Source organism: Actinomycetospora sp. CA-101289, from assembly GCF_050955895.1.
In the GTDB taxonomy this organism is placed as follows: Bacteria; Actinomycetota; Actinomycetes; order Mycobacteriales; family Pseudonocardiaceae; genus Actinomycetospora.
In genome coordinates this window covers 716,589-732,983 of sequence record NZ_CP192093.1, presented here as the reverse complement: position 1 = coordinate 732,983, position 16,395 = coordinate 716,589, and the positions used below count along the sequence as shown (strand labels likewise).

The 16,395-nt window shown below is 76.6% G+C and carries 20 protein-coding genes and 1 pseudogene; 8 read left to right on the top strand and 13 right to left on the bottom strand.

Features of this window, described 5'->3' with window-relative positions:
• The first annotated feature begins 96 nt into the window (after positions 1–96).
• Positions 97–849, top strand: a complete 753-nt coding sequence (locus ACQPX6_RS03605; protein WP_433785486.1) for a hypothetical protein — start codon at positions 97–99, stop codon at positions 847–849.
• A 112-nt stretch (positions 850–961) separates the two neighbouring features.
• On the opposite strand, the gene mihF is transcribed toward ACQPX6_RS03605, so the two are convergent.
• The 5 genes from mihF to ACQPX6_RS03580 form a co-directional block, all read right to left on the bottom strand.
• Positions 962–1,273 carry an integration host factor, actinobacterial type gene (gene mihF / locus ACQPX6_RS03600; RefSeq protein WP_433785484.1) on the bottom strand — a complete coding sequence of 104 codons (312 nt, stop codon included), beginning with the start codon at positions 1,271–1,273 and terminating at the stop codon, positions 962–964.
• A 312-nt stretch (positions 1,274–1,585) separates the two neighbouring features.
• Entirely contained in the window at positions 1,586–2,212 is a 627-nt protein-coding gene (locus ACQPX6_RS03595) for a class I SAM-dependent methyltransferase (protein ID WP_433785482.1), read from the bottom strand.
• Positions 2,202–3,098: a lysophospholipid acyltransferase family protein gene (locus ACQPX6_RS03590; protein WP_433785480.1), complete on the bottom strand. Its 897-nt coding sequence runs from the start codon at positions 3,096–3,098 to the stop codon at positions 2,202–2,204. The genes ACQPX6_RS03595 and ACQPX6_RS03590 overlap by 11 nt, the downstream gene beginning before the upstream one ends.
• Positions 3,095–3,970 carry a GNAT family N-acetyltransferase gene (locus ACQPX6_RS03585; protein ID WP_433785478.1) on the bottom strand — a complete coding sequence of 292 codons (876 nt, stop codon included), beginning with the start codon at positions 3,968–3,970 and terminating at the stop codon, positions 3,095–3,097. Before ACQPX6_RS03585 ends, ACQPX6_RS03590 begins: the two co-directional genes overlap by 4 nt.
• Before the next feature lie 73 nt (positions 3,971–4,043).
• Positions 4,044–5,186, bottom strand: a complete 1,143-nt coding sequence (locus ACQPX6_RS03580) for a glycosyltransferase family 4 protein (RefSeq protein ID WP_433785476.1) — start codon at positions 5,184–5,186, stop codon at positions 4,044–4,046.
• Between the two features lie 327 nt (positions 5,187–5,513).
• Between ACQPX6_RS03580 and ACQPX6_RS03575 the strand changes: the two genes are divergently transcribed.
• The 4 genes from ACQPX6_RS03575 (at position 5,514) to ACQPX6_RS03560 (ending at position 9,588) form a co-directional block, all read left to right on the top strand.
• The gene (locus tag ACQPX6_RS03575) at positions 5,514–6,356 is read left to right on the top strand and encodes an SAM-dependent methyltransferase (protein ID WP_433785475.1); all 843 of its coding nucleotides are present in this window, start codon (positions 5,514–5,516) and stop codon (positions 6,354–6,356) included.
• Between the two features lie 250 nt (positions 6,357–6,606).
• Entirely contained in the window at positions 6,607–6,981 is a 375-nt protein-coding gene (locus ACQPX6_RS03570; RefSeq protein ID WP_433785473.1) for a transglycosylase family protein, read from the top strand.
• Between the two features lie 75 nt (positions 6,982–7,056).
• Entirely contained in the window at positions 7,057–8,700 is a 1,644-nt protein-coding gene (locus ACQPX6_RS03565; RefSeq protein ID WP_433785471.1) for an FAD-binding dehydrogenase, read from the top strand.
• Between the two features lie 96 nt (positions 8,701–8,796).
• On the top strand, positions 8,797–9,588 hold the full coding sequence (locus ACQPX6_RS03560; RefSeq protein ID WP_433785469.1) for a DUF559 domain-containing protein: 792 nt from the start codon (positions 8,797–8,799) through the stop codon (positions 9,586–9,588).
• Between the two features lie 114 nt (positions 9,589–9,702).
• Here ACQPX6_RS03560 and ACQPX6_RS03555 read toward each other — a convergent pair whose 3' ends face one another.
• Positions 9,703–10,143, bottom strand: coding sequence for a hypothetical protein (locus ACQPX6_RS03555; protein WP_433785467.1), 441 nt, complete (start codon positions 10,141–10,143; stop codon positions 9,703–9,705).
• Positions 10,144–10,231: 88 nt separating this feature from the next.
• On the opposite strand from ACQPX6_RS03555, the gene ACQPX6_RS03550 reads away from it, so the two are divergent.
• The gene (locus ACQPX6_RS03550) at positions 10,232–11,224 is read left to right on the top strand and encodes an aldo/keto reductase (protein WP_433785465.1); all 993 of its coding nucleotides are present in this window, start codon (positions 10,232–10,234) and stop codon (positions 11,222–11,224) included.
• 40 nt (positions 11,225–11,264) lie between these two features.
• On the opposite strand, the gene ACQPX6_RS03545 is transcribed toward ACQPX6_RS03550, so the two are convergent.
• Positions 11,265–12,332 carry an alpha/beta hydrolase gene (locus tag ACQPX6_RS03545; RefSeq protein ID WP_433785463.1) on the bottom strand — a complete coding sequence of 356 codons (1,068 nt, stop codon included), beginning with the start codon at positions 12,330–12,332 and terminating at the stop codon, positions 11,265–11,267.
• 39 nt (positions 12,333–12,371) lie between these two features.
• On the bottom strand, positions 12,372–12,626 hold the full coding sequence (locus ACQPX6_RS03540; protein ID WP_433785461.1) for a DUF3253 domain-containing protein: 255 nt from the start codon (positions 12,624–12,626) through the stop codon (positions 12,372–12,374).
• A 64-nt stretch (positions 12,627–12,690) separates the two neighbouring features.
• On the opposite strand from ACQPX6_RS03540, the gene ACQPX6_RS03535 reads away from it, so the two are divergent.
• Entirely contained in the window at positions 12,691–13,122 is a 432-nt protein-coding gene (locus tag ACQPX6_RS03535; protein WP_433785459.1) for an SRPBCC family protein, read from the top strand.
• On the opposite strand, the pseudogene ACQPX6_RS03530 reads toward ACQPX6_RS03535, so the two are convergent.
• The 3 genes and pseudogenes from ACQPX6_RS03530 to ACQPX6_RS03520 form a co-directional block, all read right to left on the bottom strand.
• A pseudogene (locus ACQPX6_RS03530) lies at positions 13,119–13,412 on the bottom strand (nitroreductase/quinone reductase family protein); the annotation flags it as partial. The gene ACQPX6_RS03535 and the pseudogene ACQPX6_RS03530 overlap by 4 nt on opposite strands.
• 30 nt (positions 13,413–13,442) lie before the next feature.
• The gene (locus ACQPX6_RS03525; RefSeq protein ID WP_433785457.1) at positions 13,443–13,643 is read right to left on the bottom strand and encodes a hypothetical protein; all 201 of its coding nucleotides are present in this window, start codon (positions 13,641–13,643) and stop codon (positions 13,443–13,445) included.
• A 75-nt stretch (positions 13,644–13,718) separates the two neighbouring features.
• Positions 13,719–14,204, bottom strand: coding sequence for a cupin domain-containing protein (locus ACQPX6_RS03520; RefSeq protein ID WP_433785455.1), 486 nt, complete (start codon positions 14,202–14,204; stop codon positions 13,719–13,721).
• A gap of 29 nt (positions 14,205–14,233) precedes the next feature.
• Between ACQPX6_RS03520 and ACQPX6_RS03515 the strand changes: the two genes are divergently transcribed.
• On the top strand, positions 14,234–14,710 hold the full coding sequence (locus ACQPX6_RS03515) for a MarR family winged helix-turn-helix transcriptional regulator (protein WP_433785454.1): 477 nt from the start codon (positions 14,234–14,236) through the stop codon (positions 14,708–14,710).
• Here the strand turns inward: ACQPX6_RS03515 and ACQPX6_RS03510 are convergent.
• Together ACQPX6_RS03510 and ACQPX6_RS03505 are read right to left on the bottom strand one after the other, a co-directional pair.
• A complete protein-coding gene (locus ACQPX6_RS03510) occupies positions 14,703–15,899 on the bottom strand; it encodes a CaiB/BaiF CoA transferase family protein (protein ID WP_433785453.1) in 1,197 nt (398 codons plus the stop codon). The two genes, ACQPX6_RS03515 and ACQPX6_RS03510, sit on opposite strands and share 8 nt — an antisense overlap.
• Positions 15,896–16,384, bottom strand: a complete 489-nt coding sequence (locus ACQPX6_RS03505) for a flavin reductase family protein (RefSeq protein WP_433785452.1) — start codon at positions 16,382–16,384, stop codon at positions 15,896–15,898. Before ACQPX6_RS03505 ends, ACQPX6_RS03510 begins: the two co-directional genes overlap by 4 nt.
• Between the last annotated feature and the right edge of the window lie 11 nt (positions 16,385–16,395).

The following is a 16,395-nucleotide window of genomic DNA, read 5'->3' as shown; positions in this document are numbered from 1 at the left end:
GCCGAACGCCGGCGCCGGACTCCCCACCGGTCGCGCGGCACCTGGTTCGCTCCCCCTCGGCCAGGTCCACCCCCGGCGGCGCGACGGAGAAGACGCATGGCCCGACACCGTGCCGACGGCGCCCGAACAGCGACGCCGCCCCCACCGAGCACCAGCACGCGCACCGACCTCGGCGCCCTGCTCCCGCAGCAGGGCCTCGGCGCCGCGCACCCCTCGGGGCCGCTGCCCCGCGTCGGCCGCGGCGCCCGCCGACCGGCACCCGCCGCACTCCCGCCGGTCGCGCCCGTCCGGGCGTCCGAGACCTCGCCGCTCGACCTCGCCGCCATCGCCCTCGCGGCGGCGAGCGCCCGCCGCGCCGGGCTGCCCGAGGTCGGGACGTCGCCCACCGGCGGCACGGCGACCGCCGCCGTGCCTCGCACGGCGGCCGACCTGCCCGCCGACCCGAGCACCGGCGGCACGCCGCGTCCCGCCTACCCCGCCGCGGTGCCCAGCGCGCTCGCCCCGCCGACGCCGTCGCACGCCGTGCCCGCCGTCGGCCGCGGGCGTCCGGGACGGCGCGTCCCCCTGCCCACCCGCACTGCCGGCGCCCTGGCCTTCGTCGGCGCCCTGGCCGCGGGCGGGGTCGCCGTCGTCGGCGGCAGCGCGATGCTCGGCGACGACCCGACGCCCCCGACCGGCGAGCTCCGGGTGAGCGAGGCCGGGACGGCGGCCGCAGCCGTGGCGCCCGCGGCGGCCACCCCGTCGCCCGCCGCGTCCTCGGCCGAGCGCTCGACGCCGCGCGACGCCGAGGGCGGCGGCCGGCACCGGGCGGACCGCACGGGCGACGCGCAGGACTCCGGCGGCTACTGAGCCGCTCCGGGCAGACAGCAGACAGACGACGGGGCGGTCGGCGATCCGATGAGGATCGCCGGCCGCCCCGGTGTCGTTCCGGGCCCGCCCTGGCGGGGCGGGCGCGGTGTCTCTAGCCCAGCGCCGAGACCAGTGCCTCGCGCTGGCGGGAGCCGAGGCCCGCCACCCGGCGGTCCTCGGGGATGCCGGCCTGCTCGAGCACGGCGGCGGCCTTGGCCGGGCCGTAGCCGGGCAGTGCCCGGACGAGCTGCGACACCTTGGTCTTGCCGGCGATCGGGTCGCTCTTGCCACGGTCGAGCACGGCGGGGATGGACTCGTCCCCACTCTTGATGCCGGCCAGCAGGGCGGAGCGCGCCTGGCGGGCCTCGCGCGACTTGGCCTGGGCGGCCTCGCGCTGCTCGGGGGTCAGCGTCGGGAGTGCCATCGCGGTGTCTCCCCTCTCTGTGGTGCGGGATCGTCGCGGGGTCCGCGACGTCGGTCGGACCGGTCAGACAGACGGTCACACGGACGGTGGTTCGACCGAGGACGCCACGCCGCGACGGCTGCCGCGGTCCGGACGGCCGGGCCGATGGTTGCGGGACCGTACACGAGTCCGCGGACCACCCCGCCCCTGACCTGGGCGGATCACGACGCGTCGGCCCTCGGTGACCCTCGCTGGCCGACCGGGTGACCCGCCGTCACCCACGGGCGAGGCGGGTGTGCCGCGTGTGACGCGTGGGCGACCGCCCGGCACGGCTCAGCGTCGCGGGCGGGCCGCGCGGTGCACGAGGGCCGGGGGCAGGTTGCGCCACACGATCGAGGACGTCCCGCACTCGGCGAAGCACGCCGCGAGGTCGGCGCGCAGGGCCCGCGCGGGCGCGGCCCACGACGTCGGGCCGTACGCGAGCTGGACGAGCACCCCGTCGTCGGCGAGCGCCCGCGCCATCACCGGCACCAGCGAGTCCCCGCGCCCGGGCCGGGTCGCCGACCAGCCCAGACCGCTGACCAGGACGTCGGCGCCGGCGATGCCGCGCAGGGCCAGCAGCGCGTCCAGCTCGGCGACGTCGGCGGGCACGACCTCCACGCGCGGGAACCGCTCGGCGAGGCGGTGCGCGAGCACCGGGTTGACCTCCACCGCCAGCTGGCGGCCCCGCCCCGCGAGGCGGTGGGCGAGCAGGCCGGTGAACGCCCCGCTGCCCGCCCCGAGCTCGACGACGACGGGGTCGGCGGGCGCGACACGCAGGGCGGCGTCGGCCACGGCGCGGGCGAGCGCGGAGCTGCTCGGCCACACCGACGCCGTGGCCAGCGGCGCGCGGACGAACTGGGCCGCGAACACGGCGCGGTCGGCGAACGAGGCGGCGCGGGGGGCGGGCTCAGGCGGCATGGTCGAGCTCCCGGACGGTGGTGAGGGGACCGGCGGCGGGGTGGCCGCCGGGGTCGGGCGGCAGGGCGTCGGCGATCGCCGTGGCCGCGGCCCGCGCGAGGGCCCGGCGGGCGTCGGCGTTGGCGGGCCCTGCCGGCACCGCGCCGGGATCGATCGCCGGGAGCGCCACGACGTCGACGACGAGCCCGCGCGCGGCGAGCACGCGGCGCAGCGAGTCGGCGAGCGTGTCGTCGCCGACGAAGGCCGCGTTGGCGTCGAGGGGGACGCCGTCGCGGCGGTAGCGCACGGCCACCGGGACGACGGGCGCGCCGGCGTCGTGCGCGGCCTGGAACGCCGCGGGGCGGAACGGGCCGAGGTCGCGCCCGCAGCGGGTGGTGCCCTCGGCGAAGACGCCGATCGGGGTGCCGGCGCGCAGGGCGTCGGCGAGGCCCGCGACGGCGGCGGGCAGGGCGCGCAGACGGTCGCGGTCGAGGAACACCGTGCCCACGCAGGCGGCCATGACGCCCAGCACGGGCCACTGACGGACCTCGCGCTTGGCGAGCATCCGCACCGGTGCCACGGCGCCCAGCGCGAGCACGTCGAGCCAGGAGACGTGGTTGGCCACGACGAGCGCGCCGGGCGGGACGGCGGGGCCGGTGCGTCGCGCCCGCACCCCGCAGGCGCCCAGCGCGGCGGCGGTCCAGCACTGCTGCGCCCGCCCGACCGCGCTGGGGCGCACCAGCGGGACGAGGAAGGCCACGACCAGGCCCGCGAGCAGGACCGCGAGGAGCGCGACGACGCGGACGGTCACCCGCGCGACGCACCGGGCCCGAGCCGCGCCGGCGACGGGCTCCGGGGCGGGCAGGCAGCCCGGGGCGCAGGGCGAGGTCGGCGACCAGGGACTCACGCGCCCTCCCCGAACAGGTGGCGACGCCAGCGGGGGTCGATCGCGGTGTGGTCGAGCAGGACGAACAGGTCGGCGACGCCGAAGTCGGGGTCGAGGGCGGGCGGGCCGCCGATCTCGGCGCCGAGCCGCAGGTAGCCGCGCAGCAGCGGCGGGAGCGCGGCGTGCGCGGCCCGCCCGGCCCCGGGGGCGTGCGGGTCGTGCGCGCCGATCGGGGCCTCGCGCCAGGGCCGCACCCGGCGGGCGGCCGGGGCCAGGTGGCGCGACGCGACGAGGTCCCACACCCCGCCGGGCAGGGCGCCCTCGGCGGTCAGCGGGACGCTGGCGCACCCGACGACCCAGCGATGGCCCGTGAGCGCCATGTAGCGCCCGATCCCGGCCCAGACCAGCGAGAGCACGACGCCGTGGCGGTGCGCGGGGTGCACGCAGGAGCGCCCCACCTCGACGAGCCCGGCGCGCAGCGGGTAAATGGCGCCGAGGTCGAACTCGGTGTCGGCGTAGAGGCGCCCCGCCGCCCGCGCCCCGGTGGGGGTGAGCATCCGGTAGGTGCCGACGATCTCGCCGCTCGCGTCCTCGCGGACCACGAGGTGGTCGCAGTGCGCGTCGAAGGCGTCGGCGTCGCGCCCGTCGGCGGCGGCCGCCAGGGCGACGGCGTCGTGCGGGGACGGGCGCGCGCCCTGCTCGCCGGCGAACACCGCGTGGCGCAGCCGCTGCGCCGCGGCGACGTGGGCGGGCTCGCGGGTCAGCAGCAGGCTGTAGCGCCCGGCGGCGCGCGCGGGGACCGTCGGCGCGGGCTCGGTCAGCGGGGTGAGCCGGTCGTCCGGGCGGGCGGGGGCGGGTCCGGGGGACCGCGCCAGCACCTGGGATGTGGCCATGGCCCGGTGTCTACGGACCGAGATCGCCCGGCGGCCCACCCCGGCGTGGCCGACGGGTGTGGTCCCGGTGAACTCAAGCCGCGACCCCACCGGCCGCGTCGCCCTCGTGCCCGGGCAGGACCGCGGCGTAGTGCCCGAGCAGCTCCTCGCAGACCGAGGGCCAGGTCCGGCCGAGCACCGCCCGCCGGCCCGCGGCGCCCATGGCCCGGCGGGCGTCGGGGTCGTCGCGCCACGCGACGACCGGGCCGGTGAGCCCGGCGTCGGGGCCGGCCGGGTCGTAGAGCCAGCCGGTGCGGCCCGGGGCGACGAGGTCGGCCACCCCGCCCGCGTCCGGGGCGAGCACCGGCAGGCCCGAGGCCTGGGCCTCCTGCACCGCCTGGCAGAACGTCTCGTGGGGCCCGGTGTGCACGAAGGCGTCGAAGGACGCGTAGGCCCGGGCGAGCTCGGTGCCGCCGCGGAAGCCGAGGAAGTGCGCCGACGGGAGCACCTCGCCCAGGCGCGCCCGCGACGGCCCGTCGCCGACCACGACGACGCGCACCCCGGGCAGCCCCTCGAGCGCGGCGAGCCGCTCGACCCGCTTCTCCGGGGCGAGGCGCCCGACATAGCCGACGAGCAGCTCGCCGTGGGGCGCCAGCGCGGCGCGCAGGTCGTCGTCGCGGCGGGCCGGGTCGAAGCGCGCGGTGTCGACGCCGCGGCCCCACCGGTGCACGCGGGGCACGCCGTGGGCGCGCAGGGCGTCCACCGCCCACCGCGACGGCGCCAGCGTGCGGGCGGCCCCGGAGTGCACGCGGCGGATCCAGCGCCACGCGGCGCGGGCGGTCAGGCCGATGCCGTACGACGCGGCGAAGCCGGCGACGTCGGTCTGGTAGACGGCCACCGCCGGCACGTGCATCCGGCGTGCGACGGTCAGCGCCCGCGCCCCGAGCACGAACGGCGACGCCAGGTGCACGACGTCGGGACGGAACTCCGCGAGCGCGGCCCGCACCGCCGGCGTCGGCACCCCGACGGGCAGCGAGTCCACCACCGGCAGGTCGACGGCCGGGACGCGCACGACCGGCACGTCCGGGGCGCCGGGCACCTCGTCGGGCCCCGCGCCGGGGGCGATGACCATCGCCTGGTGCCCGCGGCGCCGGAGGTGGGCGACGACCTGGAGCACGGAGTTGGTGACGCCGTTGACGGCGGGGAGGAAGGACTCGGTGACGACGGCGACGCGCACACCTCCGACCGTGGCCGTCGCAACGCCCCTCCGGCCGACGACGACGTGTCGCGGGACCCAACACCGACCCAACACTGGGCCCGGTGCGGCAGGTTCTGCACGTCCGAGATCTTCGCCAGGTTCACGGTGGGTCACGCGAGGACGGGCTCTCTCGCCGCCGTCCGGCGTGTCGTGCGAACCTGATGCGGCGTGTCGACCACGGACGGTCGAACTCGTGTCCTCCGCTGGGATGGACGGGCGACCCCCCTGTGTTGACACCGGCCCGGAACTGTCGGCTACTGGACACGTCGCCCGGGCACCCTCGGCGACCCGGCGAGAGGGAGGACCGTGGTCGACGACCCGCGCACTCCCGCGGCGGGCCTCCCGCTGCGCCTCGCGGAGGACGACCTCGAGCGGCCGTCGTCCGCCCGGGTCTACGACTTCCTGCTCGGCGGCACCTCGCACGGCGCGGTCGACCGCCACCTCGGCCGCGAGCTCGTCGACGCCGAGCCCCTCGTCGTGCCCATCGTGCGCGAGAACCGCTCGTTCCTGCGCCGCGCCGTCACCTTCCTCGCACACGCGGGGATCGACCAGTTCCTCGACCTCGGCTCCGGCATCCCGACCATGGGCAACACCCACGAGGTCGCCCGCCGCGTCGTCCCGGACGCCCGCGTCGCCTACGTCGACGTCGACCCCGTCGCGGTGGCGCACGGCGAGCTGCTGCTCGGGCGCACCACCGGCGTCACCGTGTCGCGCGGCGACCTCCGCCGGCCCGACGAGGTGCTCGACACGCCCGCCGTCCGCGACGTGCTCGACCTCGACCGCCCCGTCGGCCTGCTGATGTTCTCGGTGCTCCAGCACGTCCCCGACGACGAGGAGGCCCGGGCGGTCGTCGCCTCGTACCTCTCCCTCCTCGTGCCGGGCAGCGCGCTCGCCGTCTCGCACCTGTCGGGGGACGACCCGCGCGTCGACATCGGCGCGCTGCGCCGCCTCAGCACCGCCTACCCGCGCGGCGCGATCACGCCCCGGTCGGCGGGCGAGCTGGCCGGGATCGTCGCGGGCGTCGACCTCGTCGCACCGGGACTCGTGTTCGCGGCGCAGTGGCGCCCCGAGCCGCGGCGCACGGGGGACCTGGCCGGCGAGCCCTGCTGCGGGCACCGCGCCGCGGTCGGCTTCGTGCCCGCGGAGTAAGCCCCGCCCACCTCGGTCCCCGCGCGCCCCGACGCACCGTTCGGAGCAGCGCGGAGGACGCATCGCTGCTCCGTTCGCCGCCCGACGCGGGCCGTCGACCACTCACCGCGACACCCCGCGGGTCGGTTCGTCACGGCTTGTCACTAAAGGTCTCGGTTCGGTTACGGTCCCTGCCACGTCGCCCGCTCCCCAGCGCCACTCCCCGGGACGACGCCCGCCGAGACGAACCCCGAACGGATCGGAGTCCCGAATGTCTGGACGCCACTGCCTGCCCGCCTCCCCGTCCCGCCCCGTGCTGCGCGCGGGCGTCGTCGCCGCGGTGGCCGTCACCGGCCCGCTGGCGATCGCCGGGACGGCGGTGGCCGCGCCGGCGGCGTCGTCGGGCACCTGGGACCGCCTCGCGATGTGCGAGAGCACCCAGAACTGGGAGGCCGACACCGGCAACGGGTTCAAGGGCGGCCTGCAGTTCACCGACTCGACGTGGGAGGAGTTCGGCGGCGACCAGTACGCGGCGTCCCCCGACGAGGCCTCGCGCTCCGAGCAGATCGCCGTCGCGCGCAAGGTGCAGGAGGAGCAGGGCTGGAACGCCTGGCCGACCTGCTCGGACGAGCTGGGCCTCCAGTAACCCCCGTGCCAGCGTGGGGGCCACGCTGGCGTTGAACGCCAGGAAATACCCCTGCTCGACTGCCACGATGTCGCCATGCCCGACGCCGACGTCATCGTGGTCGGGGCCGGTCTCGCCGGCCTCGTGGCCACCGCCGAGCTCGCCGATGCCGGACGCCGGGTGCTCCTGCTCGACCAGGAGCCCGAGGCGTCGCTCGGCGGGCAGGCGTGGTGGTCGTTCGGCGGGCTCTTCCTCGTCGACAGCCCCGAGCAGCGCCGCCTGCGCGTCCGCGACTCCTTCGACCTCGCCTGGTCCGACTGGACCTCCAGCGCCGGCTTCGACCGCCCCGACGAGGACCGCTGGGGCCGTGAGTGGGCCCGCGCCTACGTCGAGTGGGCGGCGGGCGAGAAGCGCCCGTGGCTCCACGCGATGGGCGTCCGCTTCATCCCCGTCGTCGGCTGGGCCGAGCGGGGCGGGGCATCGGCGACCGGGCACGGCAACTCCGTCCCCCGCTTCCACATCGTCTGGGGCACCGGCCCCGGCATCCTCGAGCCGTTCGTGCGCCGCGTGCAGGCCGCCGTCGACGACGGCCGCGTGGACATCCGGTACCGCCACCGCGTCGACGCCCTCGAGGTCACGGCCGGCGCGGTGACCGGGGTGTCGGGCACCGTGCTCGAGCCCTCCGCCGTGGCTCGCGGCGCGTCGAGATCGCGGACCGCGGTCGGCTCCTTCGAGCTGAGCGCCCCGAGCGTGGTCGTCACCTCCGGGGGCATCGGCGGCGACCACGACGCCGTGCGCCGCCACTGGCCCGAGCGCCTCGGCCCGCCCCCGCGGCACATGATCTCGGGGGTGCCCGCCCACGTCGACGGCCGCATGATCGGGATCAGCGAGGACGCCGGCGCGCGCGTCGTCAACCGCGACCGCATGTGGCACTACACCGAGGGCATCGTCAACCACTCGCCCGTCTGGCCGCTGCACGGCATCCGGATCCTGCCCGGGCCGTCGTCGCTGTGGTTCGACGCCGAGGGCCGCCGCCTGCCGCCGCCGCTGTGGCCTGGGTACGACACGCTCGCGACGCTCGAGCACATCCGGCGCACGGGCCACGACCACACCTGGTTCGTGCTGACCCAGCGCATCCTCGAGAAGGAGTTCGCGCTCTCGGGCTCCGAGCAGAACCCCGACTTCACCGGCCGGGACCTCCGCCAGACCCTGCAGCGGGTCCGGCCGGGGCCGACGGGGCCGGTCGCGGCGTTCCAGCGCGACGGCGAGGACTTCGTGCAGGCCGACGACATGCGCACCCTCCTCGCGCGCATGGACGCCCTGACGCCGACGCCGCTGCTCGACCATGCGGGGATCGAGCGCGAGGTCCTGGCCCGCGACGCCGAGCTGGCCAACGCCTACGGCAAGGACGGCCAGCTGGCGGCGGTCCGCGGGGCGCGCGCCTACCTCGGCGACCGCGTCGTGCGCGTCGCCCCGCCCCACCGGATCCTCGACCCGGCCGCCGGCCCGCTCGTGGCCGTCAAGCTGCACCTGCTCACCCGCAAGACCCTCGGCGGGCTGTGGACCGATCTCGACGGCCGCGTGCTGCGCGCCGACGGGACGCCGCTCCCCGGGCTGTACGCGGCGGGCGAGGCGGCGGGCTTCGGCGGCGGCGGGGTGCACGGCTACCGATCGCTGGAGGGGACGTTCCTCGGCGGCTGCCTGTTCTCGGGCCGGCAGGTGGGGCGCGCGCTGGCCTGATCGCCGATCCGAGGACCTGCCGGGCCTCCACCGCCCCGGACCTCCTCGGATCGACGATCACGGAGCCGGACGGCGCCCTGCTGCGTCGAACCCGGCGTGGACATCGACCGCTTCCTCGCCTCCCACGACGGGGTCGTCAGCCGGGACCAGGCCCGCGCGTGCGGGCTGACCGACGACGCCATCGCCTGGCGCCTCGCCACCGGACGGTGGGTGCGGCGCGCGCCCCGGACCTTCCTGGACATCGCCTGGGCCTGGACCGTGGCGGCCCGCGTGCGCGCCGCCGCGGCCTGGGCCGGTGACCAGGGCACGCTGGTCGCGATCACCGCCGCCTGGTGGCTGGGGCTCGGCGTCGTTGACCCGCGCCCCGTCACGGTGGCCCTGCCGCCGGGCTGCTCGCGGACGGCGCCGCCGGGGGTCCGCGTCGTCCAGCGCGAGGTCCGCGACGACCGCACCCGCCACCGCGAGCTGTGGGTGACGCGGGCGCCGCTGACGGTCCTCGACGCCGCGGTCGCCCTCGGCGCGGACGGGGGCCGCTTCCTCGACCGCGCCCTGCAACGCCACGTCGACCTCGACGACCTGCGGCGCGCCCAGTCCCGCACCCTGGGCCGCCGTGGTTCCCGCGCCGCGGGACGCCTGCTCGCGCGTGCCGCGGACCGGGCGGCGTCCGAGGCCGAGCGCCGGATGCTCGCCCTGCTGCGCCGTGCCGGCTTCACGGGCTGGCGGGTCAATCTCGAGGTGGTCCTCACCGGCGGACGCCGCGCCCTGCTCGACATCGCGTTCGCGGACGTCCGGCTCGCGATCGAGGTCGACGGGTGGGCCCACCACGAGGACGTCGACCGGTTCGTCGACGGGCGCGCCCGAAAGCGCGCGCTCGTGGCCGACGGGTAGGTCGTGGTCGAGGTGACGTGGCACGACCTCGTCGAGGCTCCCGAGCGCCTGGTCGACGAGCTCCGCCGCACCCTGGCGCGCCTCGCGCCCCGGGTCTGATCGCCCGGCCTCCGCTCAGCCGGCGGCCGCCCGGCGCCGCCGCTGCAGCAGCACCATCGCCGCGACGACGACGAGCAGGATCGCCCCGCCCACGAGCAGGCGCACGGTCGTCCCGGACCCCGCGTCGGCGACGGTCAGCGTCGCGGTCAGCGGGCGGTCGCCGCAGGTCGCGGTGACGGTGACCGGGCCGGGCGCCGCGTCGGGGGCGACGGTGAGCGTCGAGGTCACCGACCACGGCTGGTGACCCTCGGGGTCGCGCTGCCACGGGCTCCCGGTGATGCCCGGGCCGGTGGCGGGCGCGGTCGTCGGCTCCTCGCAGCCCATCTGGGCGCCGACGGTGGCGCCGGGCGCGACCGCGGCGCCGTCGCCGACGACCAGGCCCGGGTCGGCGACCGCGCCCGGCCCGCCGGTCAGGGAGAAGACGAGGACCACGACCATGGCCAGCACGACGCGCACCCGGCTCACCGTGCCAGCCCGGCGGGGCCGGGCGGGTCACCGCGACGACACACGTTCAGGGCACGGTGACCCGGGGCAGCCACGCGGCATGGAGCAACGCACTCTCGGCAGCCAGGGCTTGCGCGTGTCCGCGCTGGGCCTGGGCTGCATGGGCATGACCTTCGCCTACGGCGGCCAGGACGACACCGAGTCGCGCGCGACGCTCGAGCGCGCGCTGGAGCTGGGCGTCACCTTCTTCGACACCGCGGACATGTACGGACCGCACACCAACGAGGAGCTGCTCGGCTCGGTGCTCTCCCGGCGCCGGGACGAGGTCGTGCTCGCCACGAAGTTCGGCAACGAGATCGGCGCCGACGGCAAGGGCACGGGCCGCGTCAACGGGCACCCGGACTACCTGCGCGGGCAGATCGACGGCTCGCTGCGGCGCCTCGGCACCGACCACGTCGACCTCTACTACCAGCACCGCGTCGACCCCGAGGTCCCGATCGAGGAGACCTGGGGCGCCCTCGGCGAGCTCGTCGACGCCGGCAAGGTGCGGTTCCTCGGCATCTCCGAGGCCGCGCCCGAGACGATCCGCCGCGCGCACGCGACCGCGCCGGTCAGCGCGGTGCAGACCGAGTACTCGCTGTTCACCCGCGACGTCGAGGACAACGGGGTGCTCGCCACCTGCCGCGAGCTGGGCATCGGCTTCGTGCCCTACAGCCCGATCGGGCGCGGCTTCCTCGCCGGCACGATCCGCGCCACCGACGACCTGCCCGAGGGCGACTGGCGCCGGAACTCGCCGCGCTTCCAGGGCGAGGCGCTGCAGGCCAACCTGCGGGTGCTCGACGAGGTCAACGCGCTGGCGGAGCGCAAGGGCGTGACGCCGACCCAGCTCGCGCTGGCGTGGGTGCTGGCGCAGGGGGACGACGTCGTGCCGATCCCGGGCACCAAGCGCCGCCGCTACCTCGAGGAGAACGTGGGCGCGGCCGACGTGACGCTGTCCGCCGAGGAGCTGCAGGCGATCGAGGACGTGGCCCCGGTCGGCGTCGCGACCGGTGAGCGCTACCCCGCCGCCGCCATGCAGACGCTGAACCACTGACCCCGTACGTGCGTGATCTTCTGAGCTATAGCTCAGAAGATCACGCACGTAGCGAGCGTGCCGGCGCGCCCAGAGCCAGACCGGTCCGGAGGGCCGAGGCGGCGTCGAGCACCGCGTCCCGGGCTGCCGGCACCAGGCCGGCGAAGCCCGCGTAGCCGTGCACGAGCCCCCGGAAGCGGCGGGCGACCACGGGCACCCCGGCCCGGCGCAGCGCGTCGGCGAGCTCCTCGCCCTCGTCGCGCAGCGGGTCGAAGCCGGCCGTCGAGACGTAGCAGGGCGGCATGACCGCGAGGTCCTCGACCTCGAGCAGCCCGGTCGGCCGGATGACGTCGAGCCCGTCGGGCAGGTAGTAGCGCTCGAACACCTCGATGTCGGCGGTCCGCAGCCCGAACCCCTCGGCGAACAGGTCCCGCGAACCACCGGTGCGCCCGGCGTCGGCCACCGGGTAGAGCGCGAGCACGAACGACGCCGTCTCGAGATCGCGGCGGGCGAGCTGGTGCGCCGCGGTGAGCGCGAGGTTCGCGCCCGCGGAGTCGCCGCCCACCGCGACCGTCGTCGCCCGGAAGTCGTCGCGGTGGGTGAGCACGTGGTGCAGCGCCGACGCCGCGTCCGCCAGCCCCGCCGGGAACGGGTTCTCGGGCGCCAGGCGGTACTCCACCGACAGCACCCGCACCCCCGCCTGGTGCGCGAGCACCCGGCACAGCGGCGCGCTCGAGGCGATGCTGCCCAGCGCGAACCCGCCGCCGTGGAAGTGCACGAGCAGCCCGGCCGGGCCGTCGCCCACCTCGGCGGGCTCGTAGAGGCAGGCGGGCAGCGTCCCCGGCACGTCCCGCCCGGGGCCCGCGGGCACCGGCACGGTCAGCGCGCGGGCGGTCACCCCGGGTGTCAGCGACTCGGCCAGCCCCGCGGCCCGGTCCGTCGCGCGGCGCTGGTCGACCAGCGAGGGCTCCTCGCCGGGCGCGAGCAGTCCGAGCAGGCGCAGGACGAGCTGCACGTCGAGGTCGAGGGTCTGCCGGTCGCGGGTGACCGCGGGCCCGGCGAGGGCGCGCCGTGCGGGGGTGGGCAGGGCGATGAGGGCGCGCAGGAGGCGCCGGAGGGCACCGAACATCACCCGGGCAGCCTAGGAGCACGCGCCCCGCCGGCCACGTCACCCCGACGGACGACGCAGCCGCACCGGCCCGCGGGCGGTGGCCGGGTCGACGACCTCGCCGCGCTGGGTCATCTCCACCCGCCCGTCGGCGACCAGCCGTCCGGCGACGCGGCGGGCATCGGGCATGAGGTCGCGCCAGCCGTCGGGGTCGACGCGACGCGCCGCCTCGGAGGGGCAGATCGTCGCCCCGTCCGCCCGCCGGTCGAGCAGCTCGCCGATCGCGTCCTCGAGCGCCCGGTCCGTGGTGTCCACGGCCACCGGATACCCGCAGGCGGCACGGGGTAGAGGGCAGCAGTCAGCCGTCGGAGGGAGACCCGTGAGCAAGCCGGTGACCAGGTCGATCGAGATCGCCGCACCCGTGCCCCGGGTCATGGAGGTGATCTCGGACCTCGAGAACACCGAGCGGTGGGCCAACGAGGCCAAGTCGGCCAAGGTCACCGAGCACGACGCGCAGGGCCGGCCGTCGAAGATCGACGTGACCCTCGGCGCCATCGGGTTCACCACGACGTCCACCTACGCGGTGAGCTACGGCGACGCCTCGGTCACCCTGACCTTCGTCGCCGGCAAGCTCATCGAGGAGAGCACGATCGCCTACACGATCCACGACGAGGGCGACGGGCGTTCGCGCGTCGACATGTCCTCGACGATGGAGGTCAACGTCCCCGTGCCGCAGTGGGGCCTCCAGCGCGCGATGGGCTCCAGCGCGGAGAAGAACCTCGCGTCGATCAAGAGGGACGCCGAGCGCTAGGTGGCCGCCGTGGGGCTCAGGCGGACGAGCGCGATGCGGCGGCGGACCTTGGCCTGGTAGCCCTCGGCCTGGCCGCGCGGGAGGGCGTCGACGACGCGGCGCCACGCGGCGTCGCGGGCCTCGCCCTCGATCTCCTCGGCGTGCACCGGGATGCGCCGACCGCGGAAGTCGACCGCGGCGCGCGGCTCGGCCTGCAGATTCAGCCACCAGTGCGGCTCGCGGTCCACCCCGCCCTGCGACGCCGCGACGACGAAGTCGTCCCCGTCGTGCAGGGCCATCAGCATCACCGTGTGAGGCCGCCGGAGCGTCGCCCGTGACGGTCAGCGCCACCGCCACGCTCTCGCCGAACCACCCGTGCCCCAGCGGCCAGGCCAGACGTCGTCGTCCTCGACGCGGTGGTGGTTGACGATCTCGGCGGTCACCCCGCGTAGGTAGCGGCGCAACAGCCGCAGGCGCCGCCGGTCCGGGGACCGGACGAGCTCGTCGGCGACGGTGGCGAGTCGGGCGAGGTCGCGGGTCATCGCGCTGGACCACCCGGTAGTCGAGCAGGTCGGGCACGGCCGGGCCGGCGCGGATCGGGGTCGACACGGGAAGGCTCATCGCGCATCGGTGGTCGGTACCGGACCGAGCATCTCGATCCCGTGGCGCTCCGCGACCGCCAGCACGTCCTCCATCGCCGGCGGACCCTCAGCCGCCAGCGCCGCCGCCGCCCGCGAGAACCCCTCCATCACGCCGCCGGGCGCGTGCACGCCGAACGCCACGGCCTCCTGGGCGGACTCGTTGCGGATCGTGTGCGGGGTGCCGCCGGCCATCGTCACCGTCTCCCCCACGCCGGCCACCCGGCGCCTCGTCCGCCCGTCGGCGTCCGTGGTGTAGAAGGTCATCTCCCCGGCGAGCACCCGGTAGACCTCGCTGGGCGCGTGCCGGTGCATCACCGGCGGGCCGCCGCCCGGCGCCATCCGGAGCTCGACGGCGAACAGGTCACCGCCGGTGTCCGCGATGCCGGCGAGCACGGCGATCTCGTCACGACCCACGCGGAGGGTCTCGACGCCGGCCGTATTTTCGACAGGTATCTTGTCCATGTCCGCCAAGGTAGACAGGAGTCCTGTCGATGTCAAACCGCATACCGACCCTGGCCGGTCGCGAGCGGCCGGCCAACCTCGCCGTCCTGATGCGCGAGTCGTTCGTGGCGCTCAACGACGTCGTCCTCGCGCGCCTGGCCGAGGGGGGCCACGACGCGGTCCGCTCCGCGCACGCGGCGGTGTTCCAGTACCTCGACGACACGGGGACCACCGTCAGCCTGCTCGCCGAGCGCGCCCAGATGACCAAGCAGGCGATGGCCGAGCTCGTGCGTCACCTGGAGGACCACGACTACGTGGTCCGCGTGCCCGATCCCGGCGACCGGCGCGCCAAGCTCGTGGTGCCGACGGAGCGGGGCCGCGACGTCGTCGCCCTGGCGCAGGGCCTGGTCCCGGAGATCGAGCACCGCGTCGCGCAGGTGCTGGGCGCGGACCGGGCCGAGGCCCTGCGCGCCGATCTGCAGGCGGTCCGGGACGCCTTCGCGCCGGGTCCCGACGGGCTCAGATGACGTCGGCGCCGGCCAGGGCGTCGATCTCGTCCCCCGAGAGCCCCAGCTCCGCGTAGACCTCGGCGTTGTGGTGCCCGGGCACCGGCGGACCCGCCCAGCGCACCTCACCCGGCGTCGCCGAGAACCCCGGCACCACGCCCGGCCCCAGCACGTCCTCGTCGAAGCGCTCGTCGTGGTGCGCCACGAACATGTCGCGCGCCCGCAGCTGGGGGTCGGCGACGACCTCGGCCGCGGTGTTGATCGGCCCGCAGATCACGCCGGCCTCGTCGAGCACGCGCCGGACCTCGTCCGCGGGCCGCGCCCCCACCCACGCGCCGACCAGCTCGTCGAGCTCGTCCTGGTGCACGCCGCGGGCGCGGTGATCGGCGTAGCGCGGGTCGTCGGCCAGCTCGGGACGGCCCATCGCGGCGCACAACCGCCGGAACACCGTGTCCTGGTTGGCCGCGACGACCAGCCACAGACCGTCGCCGGTCCGGTAGACGTTCGACGGCGCGATCCCGTCGAGGCGCGTGCCGCCGGGCTGGCGCACCCGCCCGAGCTTGTCGTACTCGGGGATCACCGACTCGAGCACCGACAGGCACGCCTCGGTCAGCGCGACGTCGACGACCTGGCCCTCGCCGGTGCGCTCGCGGTGGTGCAGCGCGGCGAGCACCCCCTGCACGGCGACCATGCCCGCCAGCGAGTCGCCCAGCGAGATCGCCATCCGCGGCGGCGCCTGCCCCGGATAACCGTTGATGTAGCGCAGCCCCGACAGGGCCTCGGCCACCGACGCGTAGCCCGCCTTGTCGGCGTACGGCCCGGTCTGCCCGTAGCCCGACACCCGCGCCAGCACGAGCCCCGGGTTGGCCGCCGACAGCCGGTCCCAGCCCAGGTTCCAGCGCTCGAGGGTGCCCGGGCGGAAGTTCTCGACGACCACGTCGGCGCCCTCGACGAGGCGCAGGAACAGCTCCTGGCCCCGCTGTCCGCGCAGGTCGAGGGTGATGCAGCGCTTGTTGCGGGCGTGGACGGTCCACCAGAGCCGGTGGCCCTTGTAGGACTCCTGGCCCCAGTCGCGCATGGGGTCCTTGCCGCCGGGCGGCTCGATCTTGACGACGTCGGCGCCGTAGTCGGCCAGCAGCCGCCCCGCGAACGGGCCCGCGACGATCGTGCCCAGCTCGAGGACCCGGACGTCGGCGAGCGGTCCGCTCACTCGTCGACCGCCGTGCGGGCGTAGCCGCCGCGGTGGAACAGCAGCGGCGGGATGTCGCCCGTCGCGCCCAGGTCGTGCACCGCGCCGACGACGATGAGGTGGTCGCCGCCGTCGTGAACGTCGTGCAGCGTGCAGTCGATCCAGGCGGTGGCGCCCTCGAGCACCGGCGAGCCCAGCCCCGACGGCGCCCAGGACACCCCGGCGAACTTGTCGCCGCCCGACATCGCGAACCGCGTCGAGAGCTGCTGCTGCCCCTCGGCGAGCACGTTGACGCAGAAGCGGCCGGTGGCCTCGATGCGCGGCCAGCTCGACGACGAGCGCCCCGGCAGCACGAGCACCAGCGGCGGGTCGAGCGAGAGCGACGAGAACGACTGACAGGTGAAGCCGGCCGGCCCCTCGTCGGTGGTGCCGGTGACGATGGTGACGCCCGAGGGGAAGTGCCCCAGGACCTGCCGCATCGTCGACGGGTCCGTGCGCTCCGTCATGGTCCGCCTCT

Bases quoted from the DNA above. Each gene is read 5' to 3' on its own strand.
- ACQPX6_RS03505 (WP_433785452.1), bottom strand. From the start codon at position 16,384: ATGACGGAGCGCACGGACCCGTCGACGATGCGGCAGGTCCTGGGGCAC.
- ACQPX6_RS03595 (WP_433785482.1), bottom strand. From the start codon at position 2,212: ATGCCGCCTGAGCCCGCCCCCCGCGCCGCCTCGTTCGCCGACCGCGCC.
- ACQPX6_RS03520 (WP_433785455.1), bottom strand. From the start codon at position 14,204: ATGGACAAGATACCTGTCGAAAATACGGCCGGCGTCGAGACCCTCCGC.
- ACQPX6_RS03585 (WP_433785478.1), bottom strand. From the start codon at position 3,970: ATGGCCACATCCCAGGTGCTGGCGCGGTCCCCCGGACCCGCCCCCGCC.
- ACQPX6_RS03545 (WP_433785463.1), bottom strand. From the start codon at position 12,332: ATGTTCGGTGCCCTCCGGCGCCTCCTGCGCGCCCTCATCGCCCTGCCC.
- ACQPX6_RS03605 (WP_433785486.1), top strand. From the start codon at position 97: ATGGCCCGACACCGTGCCGACGGCGCCCGAACAGCGACGCCGCCCCCA.
- ACQPX6_RS03565 (WP_433785471.1), top strand. From the start codon at position 7,057: ATGCCCGACGCCGACGTCATCGTGGTCGGGGCCGGTCTCGCCGGCCTC.
- ACQPX6_RS03515 (WP_433785454.1), top strand. From the start codon at position 14,234: ATGTCAAACCGCATACCGACCCTGGCCGGTCGCGAGCGGCCGGCCAAC.
- ACQPX6_RS03570 (WP_433785473.1), top strand. From the start codon at position 6,607: ATGTCTGGACGCCACTGCCTGCCCGCCTCCCCGTCCCGCCCCGTGCTG.
- mihF (WP_433785484.1), bottom strand. From the start codon at position 1,273: ATGGCACTCCCGACGCTGACCCCCGAGCAGCGCGAGGCCGCCCAGGCC.
- ACQPX6_RS03550 (WP_433785465.1), top strand. From the start codon at position 10,232: ATGGAGCAACGCACTCTCGGCAGCCAGGGCTTGCGCGTGTCCGCGCTG.
- ACQPX6_RS03525 (WP_433785457.1), bottom strand. From the start codon at position 13,643: ATGACCCGCGACCTCGCCCGACTCGCCACCGTCGCCGACGAGCTCGTC.